At 44.5% G+C, this 25,601-nt stretch carries 19 protein-coding genes, 1 pseudogene and 1 riboswitch; of the genes and pseudogenes, 8 read left to right on the top strand and 12 right to left on the bottom strand.

Translation table 11 applies throughout. The features are described 5' to 3' along the window. Positions 1-18: 18 nt before the first annotated feature. A complete protein-coding gene (locus tag PR761_RS16540; protein WP_039854511.1) occupies positions 19-1,071 on the bottom strand; it encodes a UDP-glucose--hexose-1-phosphate uridylyltransferase in 1,053 nt (350 codons plus the stop codon). Between the two features lie 6 nt (positions 1,072-1,077). Then, positions 1,078-2,112, bottom strand: a complete 1,035-nt coding sequence (gene galE, locus PR761_RS16545; protein ID WP_006813669.1) for a UDP-glucose 4-epimerase GalE — start codon at positions 2,110-2,112, stop codon at positions 1,078-1,080. Positions 2,113-2,572: 460 nt separating this feature from the next. Beyond that, positions 2,573-2,685, top strand: a riboswitch (TPP riboswitch). 147 nt (positions 2,686-2,832) lie between these two features. On the opposite strand from galE, the gene thiC reads away from it, so the two are divergent. The 8 genes from thiC to dcuC all read left to right on the top strand — a co-directional run bounded on the left by thiC (position 2,833) and on the right by dcuC (position 11,496). Continuing rightward, on the top strand, positions 2,833-4,821 hold the full coding sequence (gene thiC, locus PR761_RS16550; protein WP_115163898.1) for a phosphomethylpyrimidine synthase ThiC: 1,989 nt from the start codon (positions 2,833-2,835) through the stop codon (positions 4,819-4,821). Beyond that, a complete protein-coding gene (gene thiE / locus PR761_RS16555; protein WP_154610849.1) occupies positions 4,814-5,458 on the top strand; it encodes a thiamine phosphate synthase in 645 nt (214 codons plus the stop codon). The genes thiC and thiE overlap by 8 nt, the downstream gene beginning before the upstream one ends. Positions 5,459-5,471: 13 nt before the next feature. After that, the gene (locus tag PR761_RS16560) at positions 5,472-6,230 is read left to right on the top strand and encodes a HesA/MoeB/ThiF family protein (RefSeq protein ID WP_006813672.1); all 759 of its coding nucleotides are present in this window, start codon (positions 5,472-5,474) and stop codon (positions 6,228-6,230) included. Continuing rightward, the gene (thiS, locus tag PR761_RS16565) at positions 6,218-6,418 is read left to right on the top strand and encodes a sulfur carrier protein ThiS (RefSeq protein ID WP_006813673.1); all 201 of its coding nucleotides are present in this window, start codon (positions 6,218-6,220) and stop codon (positions 6,416-6,418) included. Before PR761_RS16560 ends, thiS begins: the two co-directional genes overlap by 13 nt. Before the next feature lie 2 nt (positions 6,419-6,420). Then, the gene (locus tag PR761_RS16570; RefSeq protein ID WP_006813674.1) at positions 6,421-7,191 is read left to right on the top strand and encodes a thiazole synthase; all 771 of its coding nucleotides are present in this window, start codon (positions 6,421-6,423) and stop codon (positions 7,189-7,191) included. Next, positions 7,188-8,309: a 2-iminoacetate synthase ThiH gene (gene thiH, locus PR761_RS16575; RefSeq protein WP_112836008.1), complete on the top strand. Its 1,122-nt coding sequence runs from the start codon at positions 7,188-7,190 to the stop codon at positions 8,307-8,309. Before PR761_RS16570 ends, thiH begins: the two co-directional genes overlap by 4 nt. A gap of 563 nt (positions 8,310-8,872) precedes the next feature. After that, a complete protein-coding gene (gene pepT, locus PR761_RS16580) occupies positions 8,873-10,126 on the top strand; it encodes a peptidase T (protein ID WP_039854513.1) in 1,254 nt (417 codons plus the stop codon). Beyond that, on the top strand, positions 10,123-11,496 hold the full coding sequence (gene dcuC / locus PR761_RS16585) for a C4-dicarboxylate transporter DcuC (protein ID WP_006813678.1): 1,374 nt from the start codon (positions 10,123-10,125) through the stop codon (positions 11,494-11,496). The genes pepT and dcuC overlap by 4 nt, the downstream gene beginning before the upstream one ends. Before the next feature lie 173 nt (positions 11,497-11,669). On the opposite strand, the gene PR761_RS16590 is transcribed toward dcuC, so the two are convergent. The 10 genes and pseudogenes from PR761_RS16590 to secE form a co-directional block, all read right to left on the bottom strand. Next, positions 11,670-12,137: a hypothetical protein gene (locus PR761_RS16590; RefSeq protein ID WP_112836006.1), complete on the bottom strand. Its 468-nt coding sequence runs from the start codon at positions 12,135-12,137 to the stop codon at positions 11,670-11,672. Positions 12,138-12,372: 235 nt separating this feature from the next. After that, positions 12,373-12,789, bottom strand: a pseudogene (locus PR761_RS16595) (VWA domain-containing protein); the annotation flags it as partial. Between the two features lie 141 nt (positions 12,790-12,930). Beyond that, positions 12,931-17,154, bottom strand: coding sequence for a DNA-directed RNA polymerase subunit beta' (gene rpoC, locus PR761_RS16600; protein ID WP_006813682.1), 4,224 nt, complete (start codon positions 17,152-17,154; stop codon positions 12,931-12,933). A gap of 115 nt (positions 17,155-17,269) precedes the next feature. After that, on the bottom strand, positions 17,270-21,298 hold the full coding sequence (rpoB, locus tag PR761_RS16605) for a DNA-directed RNA polymerase subunit beta (RefSeq protein ID WP_039854517.1): 4,029 nt from the start codon (positions 21,296-21,298) through the stop codon (positions 17,270-17,272). Between the two features lie 354 nt (positions 21,299-21,652). Next, the gene (gene rplL / locus PR761_RS16610; protein ID WP_006813684.1) at positions 21,653-22,018 is read right to left on the bottom strand and encodes a 50S ribosomal protein L7/L12; all 366 of its coding nucleotides are present in this window, start codon (positions 22,016-22,018) and stop codon (positions 21,653-21,655) included. A 60-nt stretch (positions 22,019-22,078) separates the two neighbouring features. After that, positions 22,079-22,576 (bottom strand): 50S ribosomal protein L10, encoded by a 498-nt coding sequence (gene rplJ, locus PR761_RS16615; protein WP_006813685.1) that lies wholly within the window; start codon positions 22,574-22,576, stop codon positions 22,079-22,081. Between the two features lie 336 nt (positions 22,577-22,912). Beyond that, the gene (rplA, locus tag PR761_RS16620; protein WP_006813686.1) at positions 22,913-23,614 is read right to left on the bottom strand and encodes a 50S ribosomal protein L1; all 702 of its coding nucleotides are present in this window, start codon (positions 23,612-23,614) and stop codon (positions 22,913-22,915) included. A 3-nt stretch (positions 23,615-23,617) separates the two neighbouring features. Then, on the bottom strand, positions 23,618-24,046 hold the full coding sequence (gene rplK / locus PR761_RS16625) for a 50S ribosomal protein L11 (protein ID WP_006813687.1): 429 nt from the start codon (positions 24,044-24,046) through the stop codon (positions 23,618-23,620). Between the two features lie 168 nt (positions 24,047-24,214). Next, positions 24,215-24,760, bottom strand: a complete 546-nt coding sequence (gene nusG, locus PR761_RS16630; protein WP_006813688.1) for a transcription termination/antitermination protein NusG — start codon at positions 24,758-24,760, stop codon at positions 24,215-24,217. Further along, complete coding sequence (secE, locus tag PR761_RS16635; RefSeq protein ID WP_006813689.1) at positions 24,761-25,147, bottom strand: preprotein translocase subunit SecE; 387 nt, start codon at positions 25,145-25,147, stop codon at positions 24,761-24,763. Between the last annotated feature and the right edge of the window lie 454 nt (positions 25,148-25,601).

Consider the following 25,601-nt stretch of genomic DNA (forward strand, 5'->3'; position numbering starts at 1 on the left):
ATTGATTTTTTAACTGCATTACTGCTGCTTATAATGAATATCACTGACTTCACGTAAGCGCTGTGCCGCCTGCTCAGGCGTCAAGTCACGCTGAGTTTCAGCTAACATTTCATAACCCACCATAAATTTTTTAACGGTAGCTGAACGCAGTAATGGAGGATAAAACAAAGCGTGAAGTTGCCAGTGTTCAATGTCTTTTCCGTGATCAAAAAACGGTGCAAAGTGCCATCCCATAGAATAAGGAAAAGCGCAGTTAAAGAGATTGTCATAGCGGCAAGTCAGCTGTTTTAATGCCAAACTTAAATCGGCGCGAATCGACTCACTCATCTCATCCATGCGTTTAATATGTTTTTTTGGTAATAACATGGTTTCGAATGGCCATGCCGCCCAATAAGGTACCAACGCAATCCAATGCTCCGTTTCAACGACTGTTCGAGCGCCATCTTGCATTTCAGCCTTAACATAATCATTCAATAAATTGCTGCCATGCCGTTGATAATATTCAGCTAAAAAGTGGTCTTTTCGGGCAATTTCGTTGGGTAAAAAATCGCTAGCCCAAATTTGTCCATGGGGATGAGGCTGGGAGCATCCCATGGCTTCCCCTTTATTTTCAAAAACCTGTACCCATAAAAATCGTTCACTTAACTCTGAAATTTGCTGCTGCCAAGTGTCCACCACTTGTCCAATTTCAGGTAGCGTCAGCTCTGGAAGGGTTTTACTGTGATCAGGGGAAAAACAGATAACACGACTAAGACCACTCACAGCTTGAGTTTGAAATAAATCTGACTGATTACTTGGCTGCTCACAGGTTTCGGGTAGCAATGCTGAGTAATCATTTTGGAAAACAAAAGTGCCTTGGTAATCTGGGTTTAACTCCCCAGAAACGCGTTGATTTGTCGGACACAAGTAGCAATGTTGATCATACTTCGCCAATTCAGAAAATGCAGGCTTCTCATCCTGACCACTCCATGGGCGTTTTGAACGGTGAGGAGAGACCAAAACCCACTGCCCCGTTAACGGGTTATAGCGGCGATGAGGGTTTTCTGATGGATTAAATTGCATTTTTGTCATAATCACTTAGCCTCTCTCGCTTTCATATCCATTCGGGTTATGCAGTTGCCAGCGCCATGTATCAGCGGCCATATCATCAATAGTCCGAGTCGCATGCCAGCCTAATTCAGCGGTGGCTTTTGCTGGGCTTGACCAATATTCGGCAATATCACCTGCGCGCCGTGCTTCAAACACATACGGAATAGGCTTGCCAGCTGCTTTTTCAAAAGCATGAAGAACTTGCAGCACACTATTTCCATTCCCTGTGCCTAGATTATAAATATGTAAGCCGGCTTTCTCGCCAAGCTTATTCAGTGCAGCGACATGACCATCCGCAAGATCCATTACATGGATATAGTCACGCACACCCGTTCCATCCACGGTAGGGTAATCGTTTCCATAGACGGTTAATTTTGGACGTCGACCAATAGCGACCTGAGCAATATACGGTGTCAGATTATTGGGGATACCTTGAGGATCTTCCCCCATCAATCCTGATGAATGGGCGCCGACGGGATTAAAATAGCGCAATAGCGAGATTGACCACGCTTTATCGGCTTGATAAAGGTCTGATAAGCAACGCTCAACCATGTATTTACTGGTGCCATAGGGGCTTTGGGTATTTCCTGTCGGAAAGTCTTCAGTGATAGGTAATGATGTGGGTTCCCCATAAACGGTTGCTGAGGAACTAAAGATAAGACTTTTTACGCCAGCATTCTGCATACAGCGGGCTAAAACCAGTGTGCCATTAACATTAACATCATAATATTCAATAGGTTTTTCGACGGATTCCCCCACGGCTTTCAAACCGGCAAAATGAATAACAGAGTGAATATGATGAGTGGAAAAAATAGCCTTTAAGCACTGCTCATCACGGACATCTCCCTGATAAAATACCGGGCGAAAACCCGTCAGTTTTTCAATGCGATTCAGGACTTCCATCTTTGAATTACAAAGATTATCAAGAATAATTGGGGAGATTCCCGCGGCTATCATTTGAACGCAAGTATGGCTACCAATATAGCCAAGCCCGCCTGTTACTAACACTTCAATCTTCTGCATATCCACCTCTGAATCATTTCAAATACGATTTACCGCGTTACCTACCATTTTGCAGGGCAGTATAACAACGACCAGCACCCCAGTTCTGTGATCAATCCCACCTTAGTGTAAACGTTTACACAAAAGTGACAATAACGCTGTAATATTCGTGGCGTTTGTAAAGTCGGTTCTTGGTTGTGGCCTTGGTTTTAACTCACTAGCCTTTCAAAGGTTCCCCTAAATTATTCGAGCTAGAAGAAGGCGGCAAGCGAGGATATCCCCAAGCTAGTTTTAACTTTTAATTATTAATTTCTAGGTTTTTAATTTTTACCTAATACGCTGATTTCCCCTAAATTATTCGAGCTAGAAGAAGGCGGCAAGCGAGGATATCCCTAGGAGCATACACAAGTATGTGACTAGGGTAGCCGAGTGAAGCCAACGCACTTATCGCTTGAAGAATGACGGGGAAACTCTATACTAAACATTCTTGTCGGAGTGCCTAGTATGTGCAAACATCAGGCTGAGACCGTTAATTCGGGATCCGCGGAACCTGATCGGGTTAATACCCGCGAAGGGAACAAGAGTAATCATTCAGCGCAATTTTCGCTTATCCGTTTGGCGAAAAACCAGCCGCAACGTTATTCAATTACTCCTCCGAACTCCAGACAAGCAACTTTCTTTCGATAAACCCGCTATTGGCGCACTACGTCAAATAGCCTGTGACGATGTCAGGAAATTGCTATGTCCAATAATGCTAATAATTCTGTAATACCGACGACTGATTTATCCCCAAAAGCTGCACCGGCACGTACTCGTAAAGCACAACGGGATGCCGCTGAAGATTTTATCAACACCCTCTCTGGCGTTTCATTTCCAAATTCAAAGCGCATTTATCTTCAAGGCTCACGCCAAGATATCCAAGTCCCGATGCGTGAAATCCAACTATCCCCTACCCTGATCGGTGGTGAAAAAGACAATCCTCAATTCGAAGACAACGAAGCAATCCCAATTTACGATACTTCAGGCCCCTACGGCGATCCGGCTTCTGAACTCAATGTTCATAAAGGGCTGAAAAAAATTCGAGCACCATGGATCAGTGAGCGCGCAGATACCATCGCCATTGAGAATTTAAGCTCTGATTTTACTCAACAGCGTCTTGCCGATGCCGGCTTAGATCACCTGCGTTTTAATCATCGCCCCACTCCCCTGAAAGCGCAAAATGGTAAGTGTGTCACCCAACTGCACTATGCTCGCCAAGGGATTATCACCCCAGAAATGGAATTTATCGCCATTCGTGAAAATATGGGTCGCGAACGTATTCGCAGTGAAGTTTTACGTCATCAGCATCCGGGACAAGGTTTCGGGGCGATTTTGCCAGAAAATATTACCCCTGAGTTTGTTCGCCAAGAAGTGGCGGCGGGTCGAGCGATTATCCCTGCCAATATTAACCACCCTGAATCCGAACCGATGATTATCGGGCGAAATTTCTTAGTCAAAGTGAACGCCAATATCGGTAACTCCTCGGTCACTTCCTCCATTGAAGAAGAAGTGGAAAAGCTGATTTGGTCTACCCGCTGGGGCGCCGATACCGTGATGGACTTATCGACAGGTCGCTATATTCATGAAACCCGCGAATGGATTTTACGTAATAGCCCAGTGCCAATCGGTACTGTGCCAATCTATCAAGCCCTCGAAAAAGTCAATGGCGTTGCCGAAAACCTAACGTGGGAAATGTTCCGCGATACGTTGCTAGAACAGGCAGAACAAGGGGTCGACTACTTCACCATTCATGCGGGTGTATTGCTGCGTTATGTGCCAATGACCGCCAAACGCCTGACCGGGATTGTTTCCCGCGGTGGCTCCATCATGGCGAAATGGTGCCTGTCTCATCATCAAGAAAACTTTTTGTATGAGCATTTTCGTGAAATCTGTGAACTCTGCGCGGCTTATGATGTTTCTCTCTCACTCGGTGATGGATTGCGTCCAGGCTCGATTCAAGATGCTAACGATGAAGCCCAATTTTCAGAATTACATACCCTCGGTGAACTGACTAAAATCGCATGGGAATATGATGTTCAAGTGATGATCGAAGGGCCAGGGCATGTGCCAATGCAGATGATCCGCCGTAATATGACCGAAGAATTGGAACATTGTCATGAAGCGCCGTTTTATACATTAGGCCCACTGACTACCGATATCGCACCGGGTTATGACCACTTCACTTCCGGTATTGGTGCCGCCATGATCGGCTGGTTTGGTTGTGCAATGCTGTGCTACGTGACACCAAAAGAGCACCTCGGTTTGCCGAATAAAGACGACGTTAAACAAGGATTAATTACCTATAAAATTGCCGCCCACGCCGCTGACCTTGCTAAAGGCCATCCGGGTGCTCAGATCCGCGATAACGCCATGTCCAAAGCACGTTTTGAATTCCGCTGGGAGGATCAATTCAACCTAGCCCTCGATCCAGAAACTGCGCGTAAATATCACGATGAAACTCTGCCACAGGCCTCTGGAAAAGTAGCGCATTTCTGCTCAATGTGCGGTCCTAAATTCTGCTCAATGAAAATTTCACAAGAAGTTCGCGATTATGCAGCGCAGAAAGAAGCGGCTGAAAAAGAACAAGGTATGGAACAGATGTCAGAGGCATTCCGCTCCCATGGTAGCGAACTTTATCATGGTGCAGAAATTGCTAATGCAGAGGTCATCAGTGATGAACAAAATGCTTAAATTGCCAAATAGTCCATTCCCGCAGACCGAGCCGCACCTCGGTCTTTACCCTGTTGTAGATTCTGTTGAATGGATTGAACGCCTGCTAAATGCGGGTGTTTCCACTCTCCAGCTACGCATCAAAGACAAAGCGGATAGAGAAGTTCGCGATGATATTCAACAGGCTATCTCTCTTGGCAAGCAACATAATGCCCGATTATTTATCAATGATTATTGGCAGCTTGCCGTCGAATTTGGTGCTTATGGTGTCCATCTGGGGCAAGAAGATCTTGAAGCCAGCGATCTTGTAGCAATTCATCAAGCTGGCTTGCGTTTGGGCATATCCACCCACGACCATGAAGAGTTGGCCATTGCTAAATCTGTTCGCCCTTCCTATATCGCTATGGGGCATATTTTCCCAACACAAACCAAGCAGATGCCTTCATCTCCCCAAGGTTTAGAGACGCTCAAACAGATGGTGGATGTAACCCCCGAATACCCCACCGTGGCTATTGGCGGGATCTCCATTGAGCGAGTGCCAGCGGTATTAGCCACAGGCGTTGGCAGTGTAGCCGTGGTCAGTGCCATCACTCAAGCCGATGATTGGCTTGCCGCGACGCAAACGTTGCTGGATTTGGTTAAGCATCATACGCGTTGAGAGGATACCTATCATGTTGAATGACCAAGAATTTATGCGCTATAGCCGCCAACTTCTTCTTGAAGACATAAGCTCGGATGGGCAGCAAAAACTTAAAAATAGCAAAGTATTGATTGTCGGGCTGGGAGGATTAGGTTCCCCAGCCGCTCTCTATCTCACTGGGGCGGGTGTCGGTGAATTATGGATTGCTGATCATGATGAGCTGCATATTTCCAACCTACAACGCCAAGTTCTGTATGCAACCCAAGATATTGAACAGTCAAAAGCGCAGCTTGCTGCACAGCGTTTAAAGCAACTTAATCCATTAATCAAGACGCGAGTTTTTCAGCAAAAATTGGATATCGATAGTTTAATTCCGCTGGTGGCCCAAGTGGATTTGGTACTCGATTGCTGCGACAACATGGCAACTCGCCATGCCGTTAATGCTGCCTGTGTGAAAGGAAATAAGCCCCTTATCAGTGGCAGCGCAGTCGGGTTTGGTGGGCAATTGATGGTCTTAGAACCTCCCTTCCAATCCGGATGTTACGCCTGTCTCTACCCTGACCAAGAAGAACCTCAGCGCAACTGCCGTACCGCAGGTGTGCTAGGTCCAGTGGTTGGCGTGATTGGCACATTGCAAGCTCTCGAAGCGATCAAGTTGCTGGTGGGGCTACCTTCGCCATTAAGTGGCAAATTGCGTTTATTTGATGGTAAGCAGCAGCAATGGAATACCTTGCAACTCACCCCGTCTAAGCAGTGCCCCGTCTGTCGAGAGGAAATATGCTTATCATAATCAACGACCAACCGATGGAAATGACGGAACCAATGACGGTGCTCCAACTATTTGAAAAAATTGAGCATCCCACTGCGGGTTCGGCACTGGCCATCAACCAAGTGATCATTCCTAAAAGTCAGTGGGAAAGCCACTTACTGAATGACCAAGACAATATTTTGCTATTCCAAGCGATTGCTGGAGGCTAATCATGTTAAAAATTGCTGATGTCACTTTTCAATCACGTTTATTTACCGGTACCGGAAAATTCGCTAGTTCAAACGTAATGCAGCAAGCGATTCAAGCTTCGGGTAGCCAACTTGTCACCATGGCGATGAAGCGAGTTAACCTGCGAGGGCAAGATGACGGGATTCTACAACCACTTCAGGAGCTTGGCGTTAGATTACTGCCCAATACCTCGGGGGCTAAAAATGCCCAAGAAGCCATTTTTGCCGCACGGCTCGCTCGAGAAGCGTTAGGTACCCATTGGATTAAATTGGAAATTCATCCGGATATGCAGTATCTACTGCCTGATCCCGTTGAAACCTTGCTAGCCGCTGAACAACTGGTTAAAGAGGGATTTGTGGTATTGCCTTATTGCAGCGCCGATCCGGTACTTTGCCGACGTCTTGAAGAAGTCGGTTGCGCCGCTGTCATGCCGTTAGGTGCACCTATCGGAACGAATAAAGGTTTAGTGACCAAAGAGATGCTGCGTATCATTATTGAGCAAGCTAATGTCCCTGTGGTGATTGATGCAGGTATTGGTGCACCCAGCCATGCTGCTGAAGCGATTGAAATGGGAGCTGATGCTGTACTCGTCAATACCGCCATCGCCGTCGCCAAGCAACCGATTTTGATGGCTCAAGCGTTTAAAATGGCAGTCGAAGCCGCCGAGCTTGCCTATCAAAGTGGCCTCGCCGCTCCCAAACAGCAAGCTCAAGCCTCTAGCCCGCTGACTCAATTTTTGGGGGCGCTACAATGATCAGCCGCTTCCGTGAACGCTGGGAAACGCTGGATTGGGATGACCTCACCTTGCGGATCAATAGCAAAACAGCCGCCGATGTTGAGCAAGCTCTTCATCGTGACATGCTGACTCTCGAGGATTTCATGGCATTGCTTTCCCCTGCCGCGAGTCATTATATTGAACCGATGGCGCAGAAGGCTCAGCAACTCACCCGCCAGCGATTTGGCCATGCGGTGGGTTTCTATGTGCCTCTTTATCTTTCAAATTTGTGTGCCAACGATTGTACTTACTGCGGTTTCTCTATGAGTAACCGAATCAAGCGTAAAACCCTCGATGAGTCTGAAATAATCAATGAGTGTGAAACCATTCGAAAAATAGGTTTCGACAGCCTGTTACTCGTCACTGGTGAGCATCAAACTAAGGTAGGAATGGATTATTTTCGGCGCTATTTACCGATTATTCGTCATTATTTCAGCTCATTGATGATGGAAGTTCAGCCTTTGAGCACTGAAGAGTACCGAGAGCTAAAAATCTTGGGGCTGGATGGCGTCATGGTATATCAAGAAACCTACCATGAGCCGACCTACCAACTTCACCATCTGAAGGGTAAAAAACAGGATTTTCACTGGCGCTTGGAAACCCCTGAGCGCCTAGGTCAAGCCGGTGTTGATAAAATTGGGTTAGGGGCACTAATTGGACTTTCGAGCAGTTGGCGCACTGACTGCTATATGCTGGCGGAACATTTATTGTATTTACAGCAGCATTATTGGCAGAGTCGCTATTCAATTTCATTTCCACGTTTGCGTCCTTGCGCTGGGGGCATTGAACCCGCATCATTGATGAATGATGCTGAACTCGTACAGTTAATCTGTGCCTTTCGGTTATTAGCACCCAATGTTGAGTTATCGCTATCCACTCGTGAATCCCCTTATTTTCGGGATCATGTGGTGCCACTGGCGATTAATAATGTCAGTGCAGGATCAAAAACCCAACCTGGAGGCTATGCCGATTCAAAAGCAGAGTTGGAGCAATTTTCTCCCCATGATAACCGCAGCGCTACTGAAGTGGCGCAAGCACTCATGCAAGCTGGATTACAGCCAGTTTGGAAAGATTGGGATAGATATTTAGGGCGTTAACTAGCTTAAATTGGGAAACATTCTTCGGGGTGTTTCCCATATAATGGAACAATCAAATATCGAGTTTAAACCTGATGAAAATAATATTAATTTGATCACAAAAAACCAATCCATTTTAAAATAAACCAGTTATAACTAAAGATTTAATAAAAATTAAAATTTATTTTAATAATTTTTTAAAGTTAAATTAATTTTTTTAATATAATAGTATCTCAATATTTACGCTTGTCCAGCGTATTAAAGTGTAATTTACGTTAAGGAAGGTTAATATCTGATACTAAATAGGTTAATAGAATCAAATACAAAAATACTAACGATAAATCAATTGATTAAATTATTTTAATACTAATTTTTAAGTCGTACATTCAAGTGAAATTTATTATTAAAGCCACTTTTAATTGAGTTTTTTAATTACTCTGTGTCTTTAATCAAAAAATTAACTGGTCAGATATTTATTTTTCTCTTATTCATGGTAAAAGAATATTGCTATGAAATAAAAAAATGATCTTAGCAACATTGCTCGTATAAAAAATACATCATGATGATGTTGGAGAATGAAAAGAATGAATATTGTTGACCGTTTTATTTCTTATACAAAAATTAACACCACCACCAATAGGGAAAAAGGCGCTGCGGGTATCATGCCATCATCTGAAGGTCAGCGCGTATTAGCTAAACAGCTGGTTCAAGAGCTTGAAGGCTTGGGTCTACAAGATATTAAGCTACGTGACACGGCGATTGTGACGGCAACCTTACCGTCCAACCTTGACTACGATGTTCCTACCGTGGCTTTCTTTGGGCACTTAGATACCAGTGCAGAGCAGACTAACGATACCAAAGCACAAATATTGCCTTATACTGGCGAAGATATTTGTATGAATAAAGAACTCAATATTTATCTGCGTAAAAGTGAGTTCCCTGAGCTCGAAAACTATCTCGGTGATGACATCATAGTGACCGATGGCACCAGCCTACTCGGTGCCGATGATAAAGCGGCTATCGCATCAATTATGGATATGCTGCAATACTTCAAACAAAATCCAGAAATCAAACACGGTACCATCAAAGTCGGTTTCGTTCCTGACGAAGAACAAGGCCTGCGTGGAGCAAAAGTGTTTGATGTCCAAGAATTTGGTGCTGATTTTGCCTACACATTAGATTGCTGCGGTATTGGCGAGTTAGTGTATGAAAACTGGAATGCCGGCGATGTGGAAATCGTCTTTACCGGAAAATCTGCTCACCCGATGTCTGCAAAAGGCAAATTAGTTAACTCCCTGCTGATGGCACAGAAGTTTATCGCCATGTTACCCGGCGGTGAAGCACCAGAGTATACCGAAAATCGTGAAGGTTATTACTGGGTTAAGCAGATGTCAGGTAACAGCGCACGTACCGTTCTTAAAATGGATGTTCGTGACTTTACCGAAGAAGGCTACCGCTCCCGTATGGCATTCTTGAAAAAATTAGCGAGTCACTGTGAAGATCTATGGGGACCAGAAAGTGTCACTTGTACACTGGCTGATCGCTACTCTAACGTTTACAACAGCCTGCAAGGTGAAAACCGCTATCCAATTGATATTGCTCACGCAGCTTACCAAGCTTGTGGAATTACACCAAAAGTAATCCCAATGCGTGGAGGCTATGATGGCGCGGCGTTATCGCAAAATGGGCTACCTTGTCCAAATATTTTCACCGGAGCACATAACTTCCACTCCATCTATGAATACCTGCCAGTGAAATCATTGTACGCCGCAAGTGATGTTCTGAAGCAAGTAGTGCAAATCACTGCTGAGCGTTTCAAGCCAGGAGCTAATGCATGATCCCAATTCTAACGGTTCTGATTGTCGTTGTTTTGGTTGCTCGGTTTATTTTGAAAGGCTACAAGGCTGAACCTGTCTTATTAATTGCAGGTTTAGTCTTGATGATCTGTACCCTCGCTCTTGGCTGGGGTCCAATTCTACCAAAAAGCGTAGCAACCACCGGTATCACTTGGCTTGACCCATTCGAAGTGATGCGAGACCTATTTAGTAGCCGTGCCGCAGACCTTGGTCTGATGATTATGGCGCTGATGGGGTTTGCACACTATATGGATCATATTGGTGCGAACGAAGCCGTTGTTCGTGTTGCCACTAAGCCGCTGAAAAATATGCGCTCACCTTATGTGCTGCTATTTTTCTCTTTCTTGCTTGCCAGTATTTTGCAATTAGCGATCCCTTCCGCAACAGGTTTAGCCGTCTTGTTAATGGGAACCATGTTCCCAATCATGATCGGTTTAGGTCTATCACCCGCTTCAGCGGCTGGGGTCATCGCGACATCCCTTGGTGTGGCCTATACGCCAACGGCGATTGATGCTATCCGTGGTGCGAAAGCCGTCGACATGTCGGTAGTTGAATATGTGCTTTACTACCAAGGGCCTGCGGCGTTAGCCACTGTGCTGGTGGTTGGTATTACCCATATTTTCTGGCAACGTCATTGCGATCGCAAACAAGGTTTTGTGCCGGAAATTGGTAAAGCCGTTCAATCTCATGATAAGGAAAAAGTCGCTAAATCCGTACCGGGTTATTATGCGATTTTACCGATGCTTCCCATCATTATGGCGGTAGGCTCTTCTAACCTGTTTTTTGAAGGTATTCATCTCGATGTTGTGACCATTGTACTGATTGCGATGGCGATCTGTATGGTGCTTGAAACCGTCCGAGTGCGTAATTTCAAACAGGTCTGCAATGGGTTCCAAACGTTTTTAAATGGAATGGGGCACGCGTTCAGTAATGTGGTCGGGTTGCTGGTTGCCGCAGGCGTATTTGCTCACGGTATCAAAGTCAGTGGTGCCATTGACCAACTCATTCTCGGTGCTGAATCCGTTGGTTTACCACCATTTGCGATGGCGATTGTGTTCGCATTAGTCACATTAGCCGCAGCAATTATTATGGGTTCAGGTAATGCGCCATTCTTAGCCTTTGTGGAGTTAATACCACAAATCGCTCACAGTATGGGCGTTAACCCAATCGCAATGATCCTGCCAATGCAGCAGGCTTCTCATATGGGGCGTGGTATGTCACCAGTTTCTGGGGTGATTATTGCAGTATCCAGTGGGGCTAAGCTTCAGCCGTTCGATGTGGTGAAACGAACCGCTGTACCATTAATGGTCGGGTTTGTCGCTCACTGCGCTATCATCGGGATTTTTTACTAACTCTAGCGATAGTGTGTAATTAATGTAGCTTAAAGCTCGTTGCATATAAGGCCCCTATGAATATCGTTGAGGGCCTTATTTCTTTAATAAATCCCATTATTACGTTTTTCGAGTACAGAAAGATCGACAGAAATCATACACGAAAATGAATTATTTTCGTTCTGAAGCACACTCTAATCAACGTCATTACCCAAGATAATAATCTGCTGCCACTCACTTAACATACTCTCGGTGAGCAATAGAATTTCATGCCCATTATTGATAACCACGCCTGGGGTTGATAGCTTCAATTGTAATTTATCAGCAGCTTTGATAGAACTTAGCTGTTTATTCGAGAGTTGGGCATGAAAGATAATACTGTCACCGCTGTAGTAACAGTCACATAGTAGTACTTCTTCCTGTGCGGTATCTGTTTGAAGAAAAGCAGTGGAATGAATATCTCCACAATGATATTCAGCATCGTAATCTAGCCATATCACATCTTCCGTTTTAGAACGATAAGCATCGCTATATATTTCGATTTCATATTCAGGCTTTTCCTTCTCAATTCGGTAGAACATAATGGATGTATTATCATTGAGTCGTGAACTACTGACTAATAAAGCCTGTCCATCCTGTTTTTCTTCGGTAATTGGCGCCAATATATTATCCTCAATAACTTTCAATTAATTCATCAAGTTCAACATTATCTTTCCCACTGTATTCGTTTTTTATAATAGAGACTAGTAAAGGAAATAAATTTGAAGTCCCCTTAGCAACAATAACTTTCGACAAAACCAAATAGATGAAAAATGACGTAGTTTATCGCAATATTTTACTTTTAAACTCCATAACATCCGTTCGGTTATTAAGCCTGCAATTTTAGACCTTCAGGGGTTAGTGCTTACACCGGCAATCTGAATGATGATGCCCACTCTGAACGTCATTTTCACCACAGCAGGCATCAATAGCTTTATTTATAATATTAGCCAGTGAGTTTACTGTGGTAAGGATCGCTGGGAGCTGTTCACACACATTTGCACAATCCGAAGCTTCCCTCAGAGGTTTGCTTGATGGGAGTAGACTATCACAGAGAATTTCTTGCAATACTAGAGAAAAATTAGCAATTCCTGTGGTGTAAATATAGGCACGACCTCCCGTTTTTTCAGCTAATCGAGCATACTCTTTGGTTATACTGTCCCTATCGGTAAGGCTAGGAAAACGGTCAAGGTTTGTAGTGGAATCATCAGGAGTTCCCTGATAAGTATACACTTTAACGTAGGTATTTTGGGCAATGGTAATCGCTTCATTATTTGATAAATCGTGGAGATGCTCACCGTAGTCATTAGAAAATAAATTCGTTGTAATAACAGCTCAAAAATTTATGGATAAAACAAAAAAAAACCGGTGCCTTTCGACACCGGTTTCTATCAAGCTACTTTGCTAAATCAGTGATTAGTTCTGATTATCGCTAGAGAAGCCTGCATTTAACAGTTCTGCTAAGTTCGCTGTTGCTTCGTCTGCGCTAACTTGTGGAGCATCCACAACATCGCTCAGATGACGACGACGAATACGATCTTGGTGATACGCAAAACCAGTACCCGCTGGGATCAGACGCCCAACAATAACGTTCTCTTTCAGACCGCGCAGCTCATCACGTTTACCTGCTACCGCAGCTTCTGTCAGTACGCGAGTCGTTTCTTGGAACGATGCTGCCGAGATAAAGGATTCTGTTGCCAGAGATGCCTTAGTAATACCCAACAGATCACGACCAAAGTTAGCTGGAATCTTACCTTCATTTTCCAGTTTACGGTTCGCAACTTTAACGCGAGAGTACTCAACCTGCTCACCTTCGAGGAATTCAGAGCTTCCTGAATCTTCGATGGTAACTTTACGCAGCATCTGACGAACGATAACTTCAATGTGTTTATCGTTAATCTTAACGCCTTGTAAGCGGTAAACTTCCTGAACTTCGTTGGTGATGTAACGAGTCACAGCATGAACACCACGCAGACGCAGGATGTCATGTGGAGACTCTGGACCATCAGATACTACGTCACCACGTTCAACAATTTCACCTTCGAACACGTTCAGCTGACGCCATTTAGGGATCATCTCTTCGTACGGCTCAGAACCATCTAATGGCGTGATAACCAGACGACGTTTACCTTTGGTTTCTTTACCAAACGAGATAATACCGCTGATTTCTGCCAGGATTGCAGGTTCTTTCGGACGACGTGCTTCGAACAAGTCAGCAACGCGTGGCAGACCACCCGTGATATCTTTAGTACCCACAGATTCTTGTGGAATACGCGCTAAAGTATCACCGGCATTGATAGAGACACCGTCATCTAACTGAACAATTGCGTTACCCGGTAAGAAATACTGAGCAGGCATGTCTGTGTTAGGAATCAGAACATCTTTACCATTTGCATCGATTACACGCAGTGCAGGACGTAAGTCTTTACCAGCACTGGTACGCTCAGCGGTATCCATAACAACGATTGAAGATAGACCGGTTAACTCATCAGTTTGACGAGTCATTGACAGACCTTCAAGCATGTCAGAGAAGCTGATGATACCTGATACTTCACTGACAACTGGCATTGTATGTGGATCCCAGTTTGCAACGGTTTCACCGCCAGTTACTGAAGCTCCATCGCCTTTCGTCAGATGCGCACCGTAAGGAACTTTATAGCTCTCTTTAGTACGACCGAATTCGTCAATCAGACGCAGTTCTGTATTACGAGAAGTAATAACCAGTTTGCCTTCCGTGTTAGTGACGTATTTCGCATTAAACAGTTTCAGGGTACCAGAGTTACGAACTTGGATGCTAGATTCTGCTGCCGCACGAGATGCCGCACCACCGATGTGGAACGTACGCATCGTCAGCTGTGTACCCGGCTCACCGATTGATTGTGCCGCGATAACACCGATAGCTTCACCTTTGTTGATGATATGACCACGAGCAAGGTCACGACCATAACAGTGAGCACACACACCGAAGTCAGTTTCACAACTTACAACGGAACGTACTTTCACGCTGTCAACAGAGTTAGCTTCTAACAGGTCACACAGTTTTTCGTGTAACAGTGTATTACGTGGAACCAGAATATCTGCAGTACCTGGGATCAGGATATCTTCTGCAGTTACACGTCCAAGTACACGTTCACGCAGTGGTTCTTTAACGTCGCCACCCTCGATAACCGGAGTCATCAGGATACCTTCGTGAGTACCACAGTCATCTTCAGTGACGACCAAGTCCTGAGCAACGTCAACTAAACGACGAGTCAGATAACCGGAGTTCGCAGTTTTCAATGCGGTATCCGCAAGACCTTTACGAGCACCGTGAGTAGAAATAAAGTACTGGAGAACGTTCAGACCTTCACGGAAGTTTGCCGTGATTGGTGTTTCGATGATTGAGCCATCTGGCTTAGCCATCAGACCACGCATACCCGCTAGCTGACGAATCTGCGCAGCAGAACCACGAGCACCGGAGTCGGCCATCATAAAGATACTGTTGAATGAAACTTGTTGTTCTTCTTCACCATCACGGTTGATGACAGCTTCAGTAGACAAGTTTTCCATCATCGCTTTAGCAACACGTTCGTTTGCTGCAGCCCAGATATCGATAACTTTGTTATAACGTTCGCCTGCTGTAACCAGACCAGACTGGAACTGTTCCTGAATTTCTGCAACTTCTGCTTCGGCTTCAGCGATGATCCCAGCTTTTTTCTCTGGAATAACCATATCGTCGATACCAACCGATGCACCAGAACGTGCCGCATAGGCAAAACCGGTATACATGATTTGGTCGGCAAAAATAACAGTCGGCTTCAGACCCAGTACGCGGTAACAAGTATTCAGCATTTTAGAGATCGCTTTTTTACCTAACGCCTGGTTAACCAGAGAGTACGGCAGACCTTTCGGTACGATCATCCATAAAATTGCACGACCAACAGTGGTATCAACTAAACCAGTGTTAATCGTAATGTTACCTTCACTGTCTTTAACTTCTTCAGTGATACGAACTTTAACGCGGGCATGCAGTGAAGCATGACCTGAACGGTAAACGCGCTCAGCTTCTTTAGGACCGGCTAATACCATGCCCTCGCCCTTCGCGTTTACGCAGTCACGCGTCATGTAGTAGATACCCAATACAACGTCCTGAGAAGGAACGATGATAGGCTCACCACTTGCAGGTGACAGAATGTTGTTTGTTGACATCATCAACGCACGTGCTTCTAACTGAGCTTCCAGAGTCAGAGGAACGTGTACCGCCATTTGGTCACCATCGAAGTCGGCGTTATATGCCGCACAAACTAATGGGTGCAATTGGATAGCTTTACCTTCGATCAGAATTGGTTCGAAAGCTTGGATACCCAGACGGTGAAGTGTTGGTGCACGGTTCAGCATAACTGGGTGTTCGCGGATAACTTCATCCAAGATATCCCAAACAACCGCTTCTTCGCGCTCAACCATTTTCTTCGCAGCTTTGATGGTTGTTGCCAGACCACGTAATTCTAATTTGCCATAGATAAATGGTTTGAATAATTCAAGAGCCATTTTCTTAGGCAGACCGCACTGATGCAGACGCAGGTATGGACCTACGGTGATTACAGAACGACCAGAATAGTCAACACGCTTACCAAGTAAGTTCTGACGGAAACGACCTTGTTTACCTTTGATCATATCGGCCAAAGATTTCAGAGGACGTTTGTTAGAACCAGTGATTGCGCGACCACGACGACCGTTATCTAACAGTGCATCAACCGCTTCTTGCAGCATACGTTTTTCGTTACGTACGATGATGTCTGGCGCAGCCAGATCCAGAAGACGTTTCAGACGGTTATTACGGTTGATTACGCGGCGATACAGATCGTTCAGATCTGAAGTCGCGAAACGACCGCCATCCAATGGAACTAATGGACGTAAATCTGGTGGTAAAACTGGCAGAACGTTTAAGATCATCCACTCTGGTTTGTTACCAGATTGAATGAACGCTTCTAACAGTTTGATACGCTTAGTCAGCTTTTTACGTTTAGTTTCAGAGTTAGTTTCGTTTAACTCTTCACGCAGCGTTTCACACTCGTTCTCAAGATCGAGGTTTTTCAGCAGACCTTGGATTGCTTCCGCACCCATTTTCGCGTCAAATTCGTCACCGAACTCTTCCAGCGCATCTAAGTATTGCTCTTCTGTCAGAATCTGTGCGCGTTCAAGGCTGGTCATACCGCCTTCAACAACAACATATGATTCAAAATACAGAACGCGTTCGATATCACGCAGTGGCATATCAAGCAGCAAACCGATACGGGATGGCAGTGATTTTAAGAACCAAATATGTGCAGTCGGAGATGCGAGTTCAATATGACCCATACGCTCACGACGGACTTTAGTTTGTGTAACTTCAACGCCACACTTCTCACAAATCACACCACGGTGTTTTAAACGTTTGTACTTACCGCATAAACATTCGTAATCTTTTACTGGCCCGAAAATACGCGCACAGAAAAGACCATCACGCTCAGGTTTGAACGTACGGTAGTTTATGGTTTCTGGCTTTTTAACTTCACCGAATGACCATGAACGGATCATGTCAGGTGATGCCAGAGCAATTTTGATCGCATCAAACTCTTCGGTCTTGGTTTGCGCTTTCAGAAACTTTATTAAGTCTTTCACAAAATGCTCCTGTCGGAGTTAGACCTATTGGGCGAGAGGTCAAGCCACTCTCGCCAAATCCCAGTACTTACATCGGCCGGAAGACTGAAAATCAGACCTTCCGGCGCAAAACGAATTACTCGTCTTCCAGTTCGATGTTGATACCCAGTGAACGGATTTCTTTCAGTAATACGTTGAAAGATTCCGGCATGCCAGGTTCCATCTGATGGCTGCCATCGACGATGTTTTTATACATCTTCGTACGGCCGTTAACGTCATCCGATTTAACAGTAAGCATTTCTTGAAGAGTATAAGCTGCACCGTATGCTTCCAGTGCCCACACTTCCATCTCCCCGAAACGCTGACCACCGAACTGCGCTTTACCACCCAGCGGCTGCTGAGTAACCAAGCTGTAAGAACCAGTTGAACGGGCGTGCATCTTATCGTCAACCAAGTGGTTCAGTTTCAGCATATACATGTAGCCAACCGTAACCTGACGCTCAAACTTCTCACCAGTACGACCGTCGAACAATGTAATCTGACCTGAGGTTGGTAAACCAGCCAGTTTCAGCAGTTCTTTAATTTCTTTCTCTTTTGCACCATCAAATACTGGTGTTGCAATTGGCATACCTTTTTTCAGGTTCTCAGCCAAACGCATAACTTCTTCATCAGAGAAAGTACTTAAGTCAACTTTCTGACGTGGATCATCACCTAAATCATAAGCTTTCTGGATGAACTCACGCAGTTTGGCAACTTCTTGCTGCTGTTTAAGCATAGCATTGATTTTTTCACCAATACCTTTAGCAGCCATACCTAAGTGGGTTTCCAGAATCTGACCGATGTTCATACGTGATGGTACGCCCAGCGGGTTCAGAACGATATCAACTGGGTTACCGTTTTCATCGTAAGGCATGTCTTCAACTGGGTTGATTTTTGAGATAACACCTTTGTTACCATGGCGACCCGCCATTTTATCACCCGGTTGGATCTGACGTTTAACAGCCAGATAAACCTTAACAATTTTCAGTACGCCTGGCGCCAGATCATCACCTTGGGTGATTTTACGACGTTTCGCGTCCAGTTTTTTCTCGAAGTCAGATTTCAGTTCGTCATACTGTTCAGCTAATTGTTCTAACTGGTTCTGTTTCTCTTCGTCCGCTAATGATAATTCTAACCAACGGTCACGAGGCAGTTTGTCCAGTTTCTCAGCTTCAATACCACCGCTGATTAACACAGAACGGATACGAGAGAACAATGCAGATTCAAAAATACGCAGTTCTTCTGTTAAGTCTTTTTTCGCATCACGTAACTGAGTTTCTTCGATTTCCAAAGCACGTTTGTCTTTCTCTACGCCGTCACGGGTAAATACCTGTACATCGATAACTGTACCGGAAACACCGTTAGGAATACGTAAAGAAGAGTCTTTAACGTCTGACGCTTTTTCACCGAAGATAGCACGCAGCAGTTTCTCTTCTGGCGTTAATTGTGTTTCACCTTTAGGGGTTACTTTACCAACCAGAATATCGCCGCCTTTCACTTCTGCACCGATATAAACGATACCGGATTCATCAAGTTTAGACAGTGCTGCTTCACCAACGTTTGGAATATCCGCTGTGATTTCTTCAGGCCCTAATTTAGTGTCACGAGACACACAAGAGAGTTCCTGAATGTGAATAGTTGTGAAACGGTCTTCTTGAACAACACGCTCAGAAACTAAGATGGAGTCTTCGAAGTTATAACCATTCCATGGCATGAATGCCACGCGCATGTTTTGACCAAGAGCCAATTCACCGAGGTCTGTTGAAGGACCATCAGCTAACACGTCACCACGTTCAACTGGTTCACCTAAAGATACGCAAGGCATCTGGTTAATACAGGTGTTCTGGTTAGAACGAGTGTACTTAGTCAGGTTATAGATATCGATTCCAGCTTCGCCCGGATACATCTCATCTTCGTTAACTTTGATAACGATACGAGAAGCATCAACGTATTGGACTGTACCACCACGTCTTGCTACCGCTGTAACACCGGAGTCAACCGCTACTGCACGTTCCATACCAGTACCGACTAATGGTTTGTCAGCACGTAAAGTAGGAACCGCTTGACGTTGCATGTTCGCACCCATCAATGCACGGTTAGCATCATCGTGTTCAAGGAATGGGATCAGAGACGCACCAACAGAAACAACCTGTTGAGTCGAAACGTCCATATATTCAACTTGTTCACGGCTGAATAAGCTTGATTCACCTTTGTTACGACAAGTAATCAGTTCTTCAATGAAACGACCATCGTCACTTAATACGGTGTTTGCCTGAGCAATGATGAAGTTACCTTCTTCAATTGCAGACAGGTAATGGATTTCATCCGTTACGATGCCATCACGAACTAAACGGTAAGGGGTTTCTAAGAAACCGTACTCATTGGTCTGTGCATAAACAGATAATGAGTTGATCAAACCGATGTTTGGACCTTCCGGCGTTTCGATTGGACATACACGACCGTAGTGAGTTGGGTGAACGTCACGTACTTCGAAGCCCGCACGTTCACGAGTCAGACCACCTGGGCCTAACGCAGAGATACGACGTTTGTGCGTGATTTCAGACAGTGGGTTGTTCTGGTCCATAAATTGAGACAGCTGGCTGGAACCAAAGAACTCTTTAACTGCGGCTGAAATTGGCTTAGCGTTGATCATATCCTGTGGCATTAATGCATCAAGGTCGCCCAGAGAAAGACGCTCTTTCACTGCACGCTCAACACGAACCAGACCTACACGGAATTGGTTCTCAGCCATTTCACCAACGGAACGAATACGACGGTTACCTAAGTGGTCGATATCATCCACTTCACCTCTACCGTTACGGATCTCAATGAGTTTTTTCATTACCTCAATGATATCTTCTTTGCTCAGGATGCCTGAACCTTCAATCTCTTCACGGTTTAGTGAACGGTTGAATTTCATGCGACCTACAGCAGATAAATCGTAACGATCTTCAGAGAAGAATAAGTTTTCGAATAGGTTTTCTGCGGCTTCGCGTGTTGGTGGCTCACCAGGACGCATCATACGGTAAATTTCTACCAATGCGCTTAAACGATCGTTAGTTGGGTCGACACGAACCGTTTCAGAGATGTAAGCACCGTGGTCTAAGTCATTAGTAAACAATGTTTCAATTGTTTTATGACCAGACTGGCTCAGACGTGCCAACATATCTAATGAAAGTTCCATGTTTGCTGCACAAATCAGCTCACCAGTGCTTTCATCGATATAATCTCTTGCAACGACTTTGCCTGCGATATATTCAACAGGAACTTCGATGCTATTAACTTCTTCTTTTTCTAACTGACGAATATGACGTGCAGTGATACGACGGCCTTTTTCAACATAGACTTTGCCGTTAGCTTCGATATCAAAAGAAGCAGTTTCACCACGCAGACGCTCTGGAACCAGAGTCATCATCAGTTTGTTATCACGGATTTGGAATACAGTTTTATCGAAGAACAGGTTTAAGATTTCTTCGGTGTTGTAATCCATTGCACGCAGAATAATGGTCGCAGGTAATTTACGGCGACGGTCAATACGTACAAACAGGTTATCTTTCGGGTCGAATTCGAAATCTAGCCATGAACCACGGTAAGGAATAATACGTGCGTTATACAGCACTTTACCTGAAGAGTGTGTTTTACCTTTATCGCTGTCGAAGAATACACCAGGGCTACGGTGTAACTGAGAAACGATAACACGCTCTGTACCGTTGATAACGAAAGTTCCGTTTTCAGTCATGAGTGGAATTTCACCCATGTAGACTTCTTGTTCTTTGATGTCTTTAACGGTGCCTTCAGGAGCTTCTCGCTCATAAACGATCAGGCGCAGTTTTACACGCAGTGGCGCGGAGTAAGTTACACCACGGATCTGGCATTCTTTAACATCAAAGACTGGCTCGCCTAAACGATAGCTGACATATTGCAGTTCAGCATTACCGCTGTAACTCTGAATTGGGAATACAGAACGGAAAGCTGCTTCCAAACCATTCTGGCCGTTAGGATCTTGCTCGATAAACTTCTGGAACGAGTCAAGTTGGATAGAAAGGAGATAAGGTATATCCAGAACTTGTGGACGTTTACCAAAATCCTTACGAATACGTTTTTTCTCGGTATAGGAGTAAACCATTGGTTTCCTCAGCTCGTTGATCATTGACCCAAGTCGTTCGCCCTGTGATTAAGGACAGAACAGGAACGCGTTTTTGAAGAAATGGAAAATGAATATTTTCCTTAATACTTGAAGCTATCACTCTTAAATCATTTCATTGTGTTGTTATCACTACCGAGCTACCCGAGCGGGTCGTAGCTATGAACACAGTATATTAAGTCGTCAATAGAAAGAAGTATTGGAGGGTTGTTGTTAACATTAAAACTGCGTGAAAAGCTGTTAACACCCATCACGCTTTACAGCGCAAAAAGGCTGGTGATTAAATAATCACCAGCCGTCAGCCTAATAAGTTAGGCTGCGAACTTGAATTTGAACTTATTTAAGTTCAGCAGTAGCGCCTGCTTCTTCAAGAACTTTCTTCAGTGCTTCTGCTTCGTCTTTGCTTGCAGCTTCTTTAATAGTTGCTGGAGCTGACTCTACCATGTCTTTAGCTTCTTTCAAGCCAAGACCAGTTGCGCCGCGTACTGCTTTGATGACAGCAACTTTGTTTGCGCCAACAGCAGAAAGAACAACGTCGAACTCAGTTTTTTCTTCAGCAACTTCAGCTGGGCCCGCAGCAACAGCAACAGCTGCAGCAGCAGAAACGCCGAATTTTTCTTCCATCATAGTAATCAGTTCAACAACGTCCATTACAGACATTTCTGCAACTGCATCAAGGATTTGGTCTTTAGTGATAGACATAACAAGTGTTCCTAAAATTCAGAAATAGTTTATACGTTAAAAAGCAACGAAGGAAAGGGCTTATGCAGCTTCTTTCTGATCGCGCAGTGCAGCCAGAGTACGAACCAATTTGCCGGCAGCGGCTTCTTTCATGGTTGCCATCAGGCGTGCGATTGCTTCTTCGTAAGTTGGGAGAGTTGCCAGACGATCGATATCTTTAGCCTGGATTAACTCACCTTCAAAGGCCGCAGCTTTAATCTCAAATGCTGGATTCGCTTTCGCGAACTCTTTGAACAGACGAGCGCCAGCGCCCGGATGTTCGTTAGAGAAAGCAATTAAGGTTGGACCAACAAACGCGTCTTTCAGGACTTCATAAGAAGTACCTTCAACAGCACGACGAATCAAAGTGTTGCGAACAACACGAATGTAAACGCCAGCTTCGCGACCTGCTTTACGCAGTTCAGTCATTTTTGCTACAGTTACGCCGCGTGAATCAGCAACAACTGCAGAAAGCGCGCCTTTGGCTACTTCGCTGACTTCAGCAACAATCGCTTGTTTGTCTTGAAGATTTAGTGCCATTAGCTTCTTGCTCCTGGATTAACCGGGAAAATCCCGGGACTCACTTCACTCGAACACAACATTATGTAAGAGCGCTAAAACACGGTGAGCAGAATAGAAATCCAGAATGAAATTCTAGGTATCTCTGTCACCGTCTACGCAGGTAAATTAAGTAGCTACTAATAACTAATAAACTACACCTGCGGTCTTGGACGGGGTCTGGAAAGGCCAGACTCCATACCGAAATTTGTGGTTTGTTGAGCGTATTTCTACACCCAACAAACTCGAGGCGTCAAATTTTATACAAATTCAACGCAAAGGTAAAGTCTAATTACCAATTAGCCAAAGCTAATGGAATTAAACTGCTGCTGACAGACCAGATTGGTCGATAGCAACACCTGCGCCCATAGTGGTGGACAGGCTGATTTTCTTGATGAAAATACCTTTAGCAGAAGCTGGTTTTGCTTTTTTCAGCGCGATCAGCAGAGACTCAAGGTTTTCTTTCAGTTTGTCAGCATCGAAATCAGCTTTACCGATAGTGGTATGGATGATTCCGTTTTTGTCATTACGGTAACGAACCTGACCAGCTTTAGCATTATTAACTGCTTCAGCAACGTTAGGAGTTACAGTACCAACTTTAGGGTTTGGCATCAGGCCACGTGGACCAAGAACTTGACCTAATTGACCAACAACGCGCATTGCATCTGGAGAAGCAATAACAACGTCAAAGTCCATTTGGCCAGCTTTGATTTTATCAGCCAGATCTTCCATACCTACCAGTTCAGCACCTGCAGCTTTAGCAGCTTCAGCGTTTGCGCCCTGAGCAAATACAGCAACGCGAACTGAACGGCCAGTACCGTGTGGCAGTACAGTTGCACCACGTACGTTCTGATCAGATTTACGAGCATCAATACCAAGATTGATAGCTACGTCAACGCTTTCAACGAATTTAGCAGTTGCTAATTCTTTCAGCAGAGAGATGGCTTCATTGATGTCATACTGTTTAGTTGCATCAACTTTTTCACGAATAGTGCGCATGCGCTTAGTTAGTTTAGCCATTTCTTAGTCCTCCACTACCAGGCCCATGGAACGAGCAGTACCAGCGATTGAACGCATCATCGCGTCAACATCGGCACCAGTCATATCCGCAGCTTTAGTTTCTGCGATTTCGCGAACCTGAGCAGTAGTCACTTTACCTACTTTGTCTTTGTTAGGCTTGCCTGAACCAGACTTAACGCCAGCTGCTTTTTTCAGCAGAACTGCTGCAGGTGGAGTTTTAGTTACGAAAGTGAATGAACGGTCTGCATAAACAGTGATAACAACAGGAATTGGTAAACCTTTTTCCATGCTGTCTGTTTTTGCGTTGAACGCTTTACAGAATTCCATGATGTTCACACCTTGCTGACCCAGTGCTGGACCAACCGGTGGACTTGGGTTTGCCATACCAGCTGCGACTTGCAGCTTAACGTAGGCTTGTACTTTCTTAGCCATGAATATTTCCTCTAAATGGGTAATAGCGCCTTAAATTTTTAAGGCTCCCCGTGATATTAATTGCCTCGCAAAATCACATTTTCACGTCATATTGCCAAGCATAAAAAACAAAAGGCGCGAAATTGTAGTCAAATTTCACGCCTTTTGCAAGCTGGTTTGTCGCTTCGATTAGGCTTTTTCGACCTGACCAAAATCCAATTCGACTGGAGTAGCACGACCAAAAATAGAAACAGAGACTTTTAAGCGGCTCTTTTCATAGTCGATTTCTTCGACAACACCATTAAAGTCAGCAAATGGACCTTCGCTAACACGAACCATTTCACCCGGCTCAAACAGTGTTTTAGGACGTGGTTTATCACCAACTTGTTGTAAGCGATTCATGATCGCATCAACTTCTTTATCACTAATTGGCGCTGGGCGATCTGAGGTTCCACCAATGAAACCCATTACACGCGGAACGCTACGTACTAAGTGCCAAGATTCGTCATTCATGACCATCTGCACTAATACATAACCTGGGAAAAATTTACGCTCGCTCTTACGGCGCTGGCCGCTACGGATCTCAACAACTTCTTCTGTTGGAACCATAACTTCACCAAAATAATCTTCCATCGCATGTAATTTGATGTGTTCACGCAGAGACTGTGCTACGCGACCTTCAAAACCAGAGAATGCCTGAATGACATACCAGCGCTTTTTAGGTGTATCTGACATTTAGAATAACCTCAGGCTTGTAATAAATGAAACTAAACGCACTAGGATACCATCTAATCCCCATAGGATTAATGACATTACAGCCGTTACTGCAGCAACAATCAAAGTCGTTTGTAATGCTTCCTGGCGAGTAGGCCAAATGACTTTTTTTACCTCGATGCGAGCTTCGCGCGCAAATGCCAGAGTTGCTTTACCTTTAGTGGTCCACAAAGCAACGGCACCTGCAATAGCAACTACAGCTACAACTGCAAACGCACGCAGTGCGAGATTATATTGACGGAAGTAATAGTTGCCCACGATAGCAACGATTAATAAGGCACAGACAATCACCCATTTGAAGATGTCTACACTGCGTCCACTTCCTTGAGCTTCGCTATTCGCACTCATAATTCAACCTGTTACCATGAAGTATGTATAAAGCCCGTTTGCCTTACAAATGTAAAACAATCAGAGCACACCAATAGAATATGCCAACATATCCTTTAATTTACTACAAACCGAGCCTGCGAAATCAGAAGGGATATCAATGACATCACCTGCGAATTAAACGTAACGAGCCTATTATAAGGCATCATTTTGCAAAACTGTTTCACAGGTTATTGCGCATACTCAGTAAATTTTTTGACCACTTGATGATAAAAATAAACTTCTTTTCGTGGCAGCGGTAAAATATACCATATCTTCTGAGCAAAACCTTAATAAATCTCATATAACTGTATTGCACTTGCAATACAATCAACAAATCGTTGTTTCAGAGCCTATCTCACCAATAATTATTAAAATGATTGATGAGATAGGTTCTTAAGCTTATAAAGCAAATACTCTAAAAAATTCAGAGTAT

The sequence above is a fragment of the Providencia sp. PROV210 genome (genome assembly GCF_028479445.1).
GTDB classification, from domain to species: domain Bacteria; phylum Pseudomonadota; class Gammaproteobacteria; order Enterobacterales; family Enterobacteriaceae; genus Providencia; species Providencia rustigianii.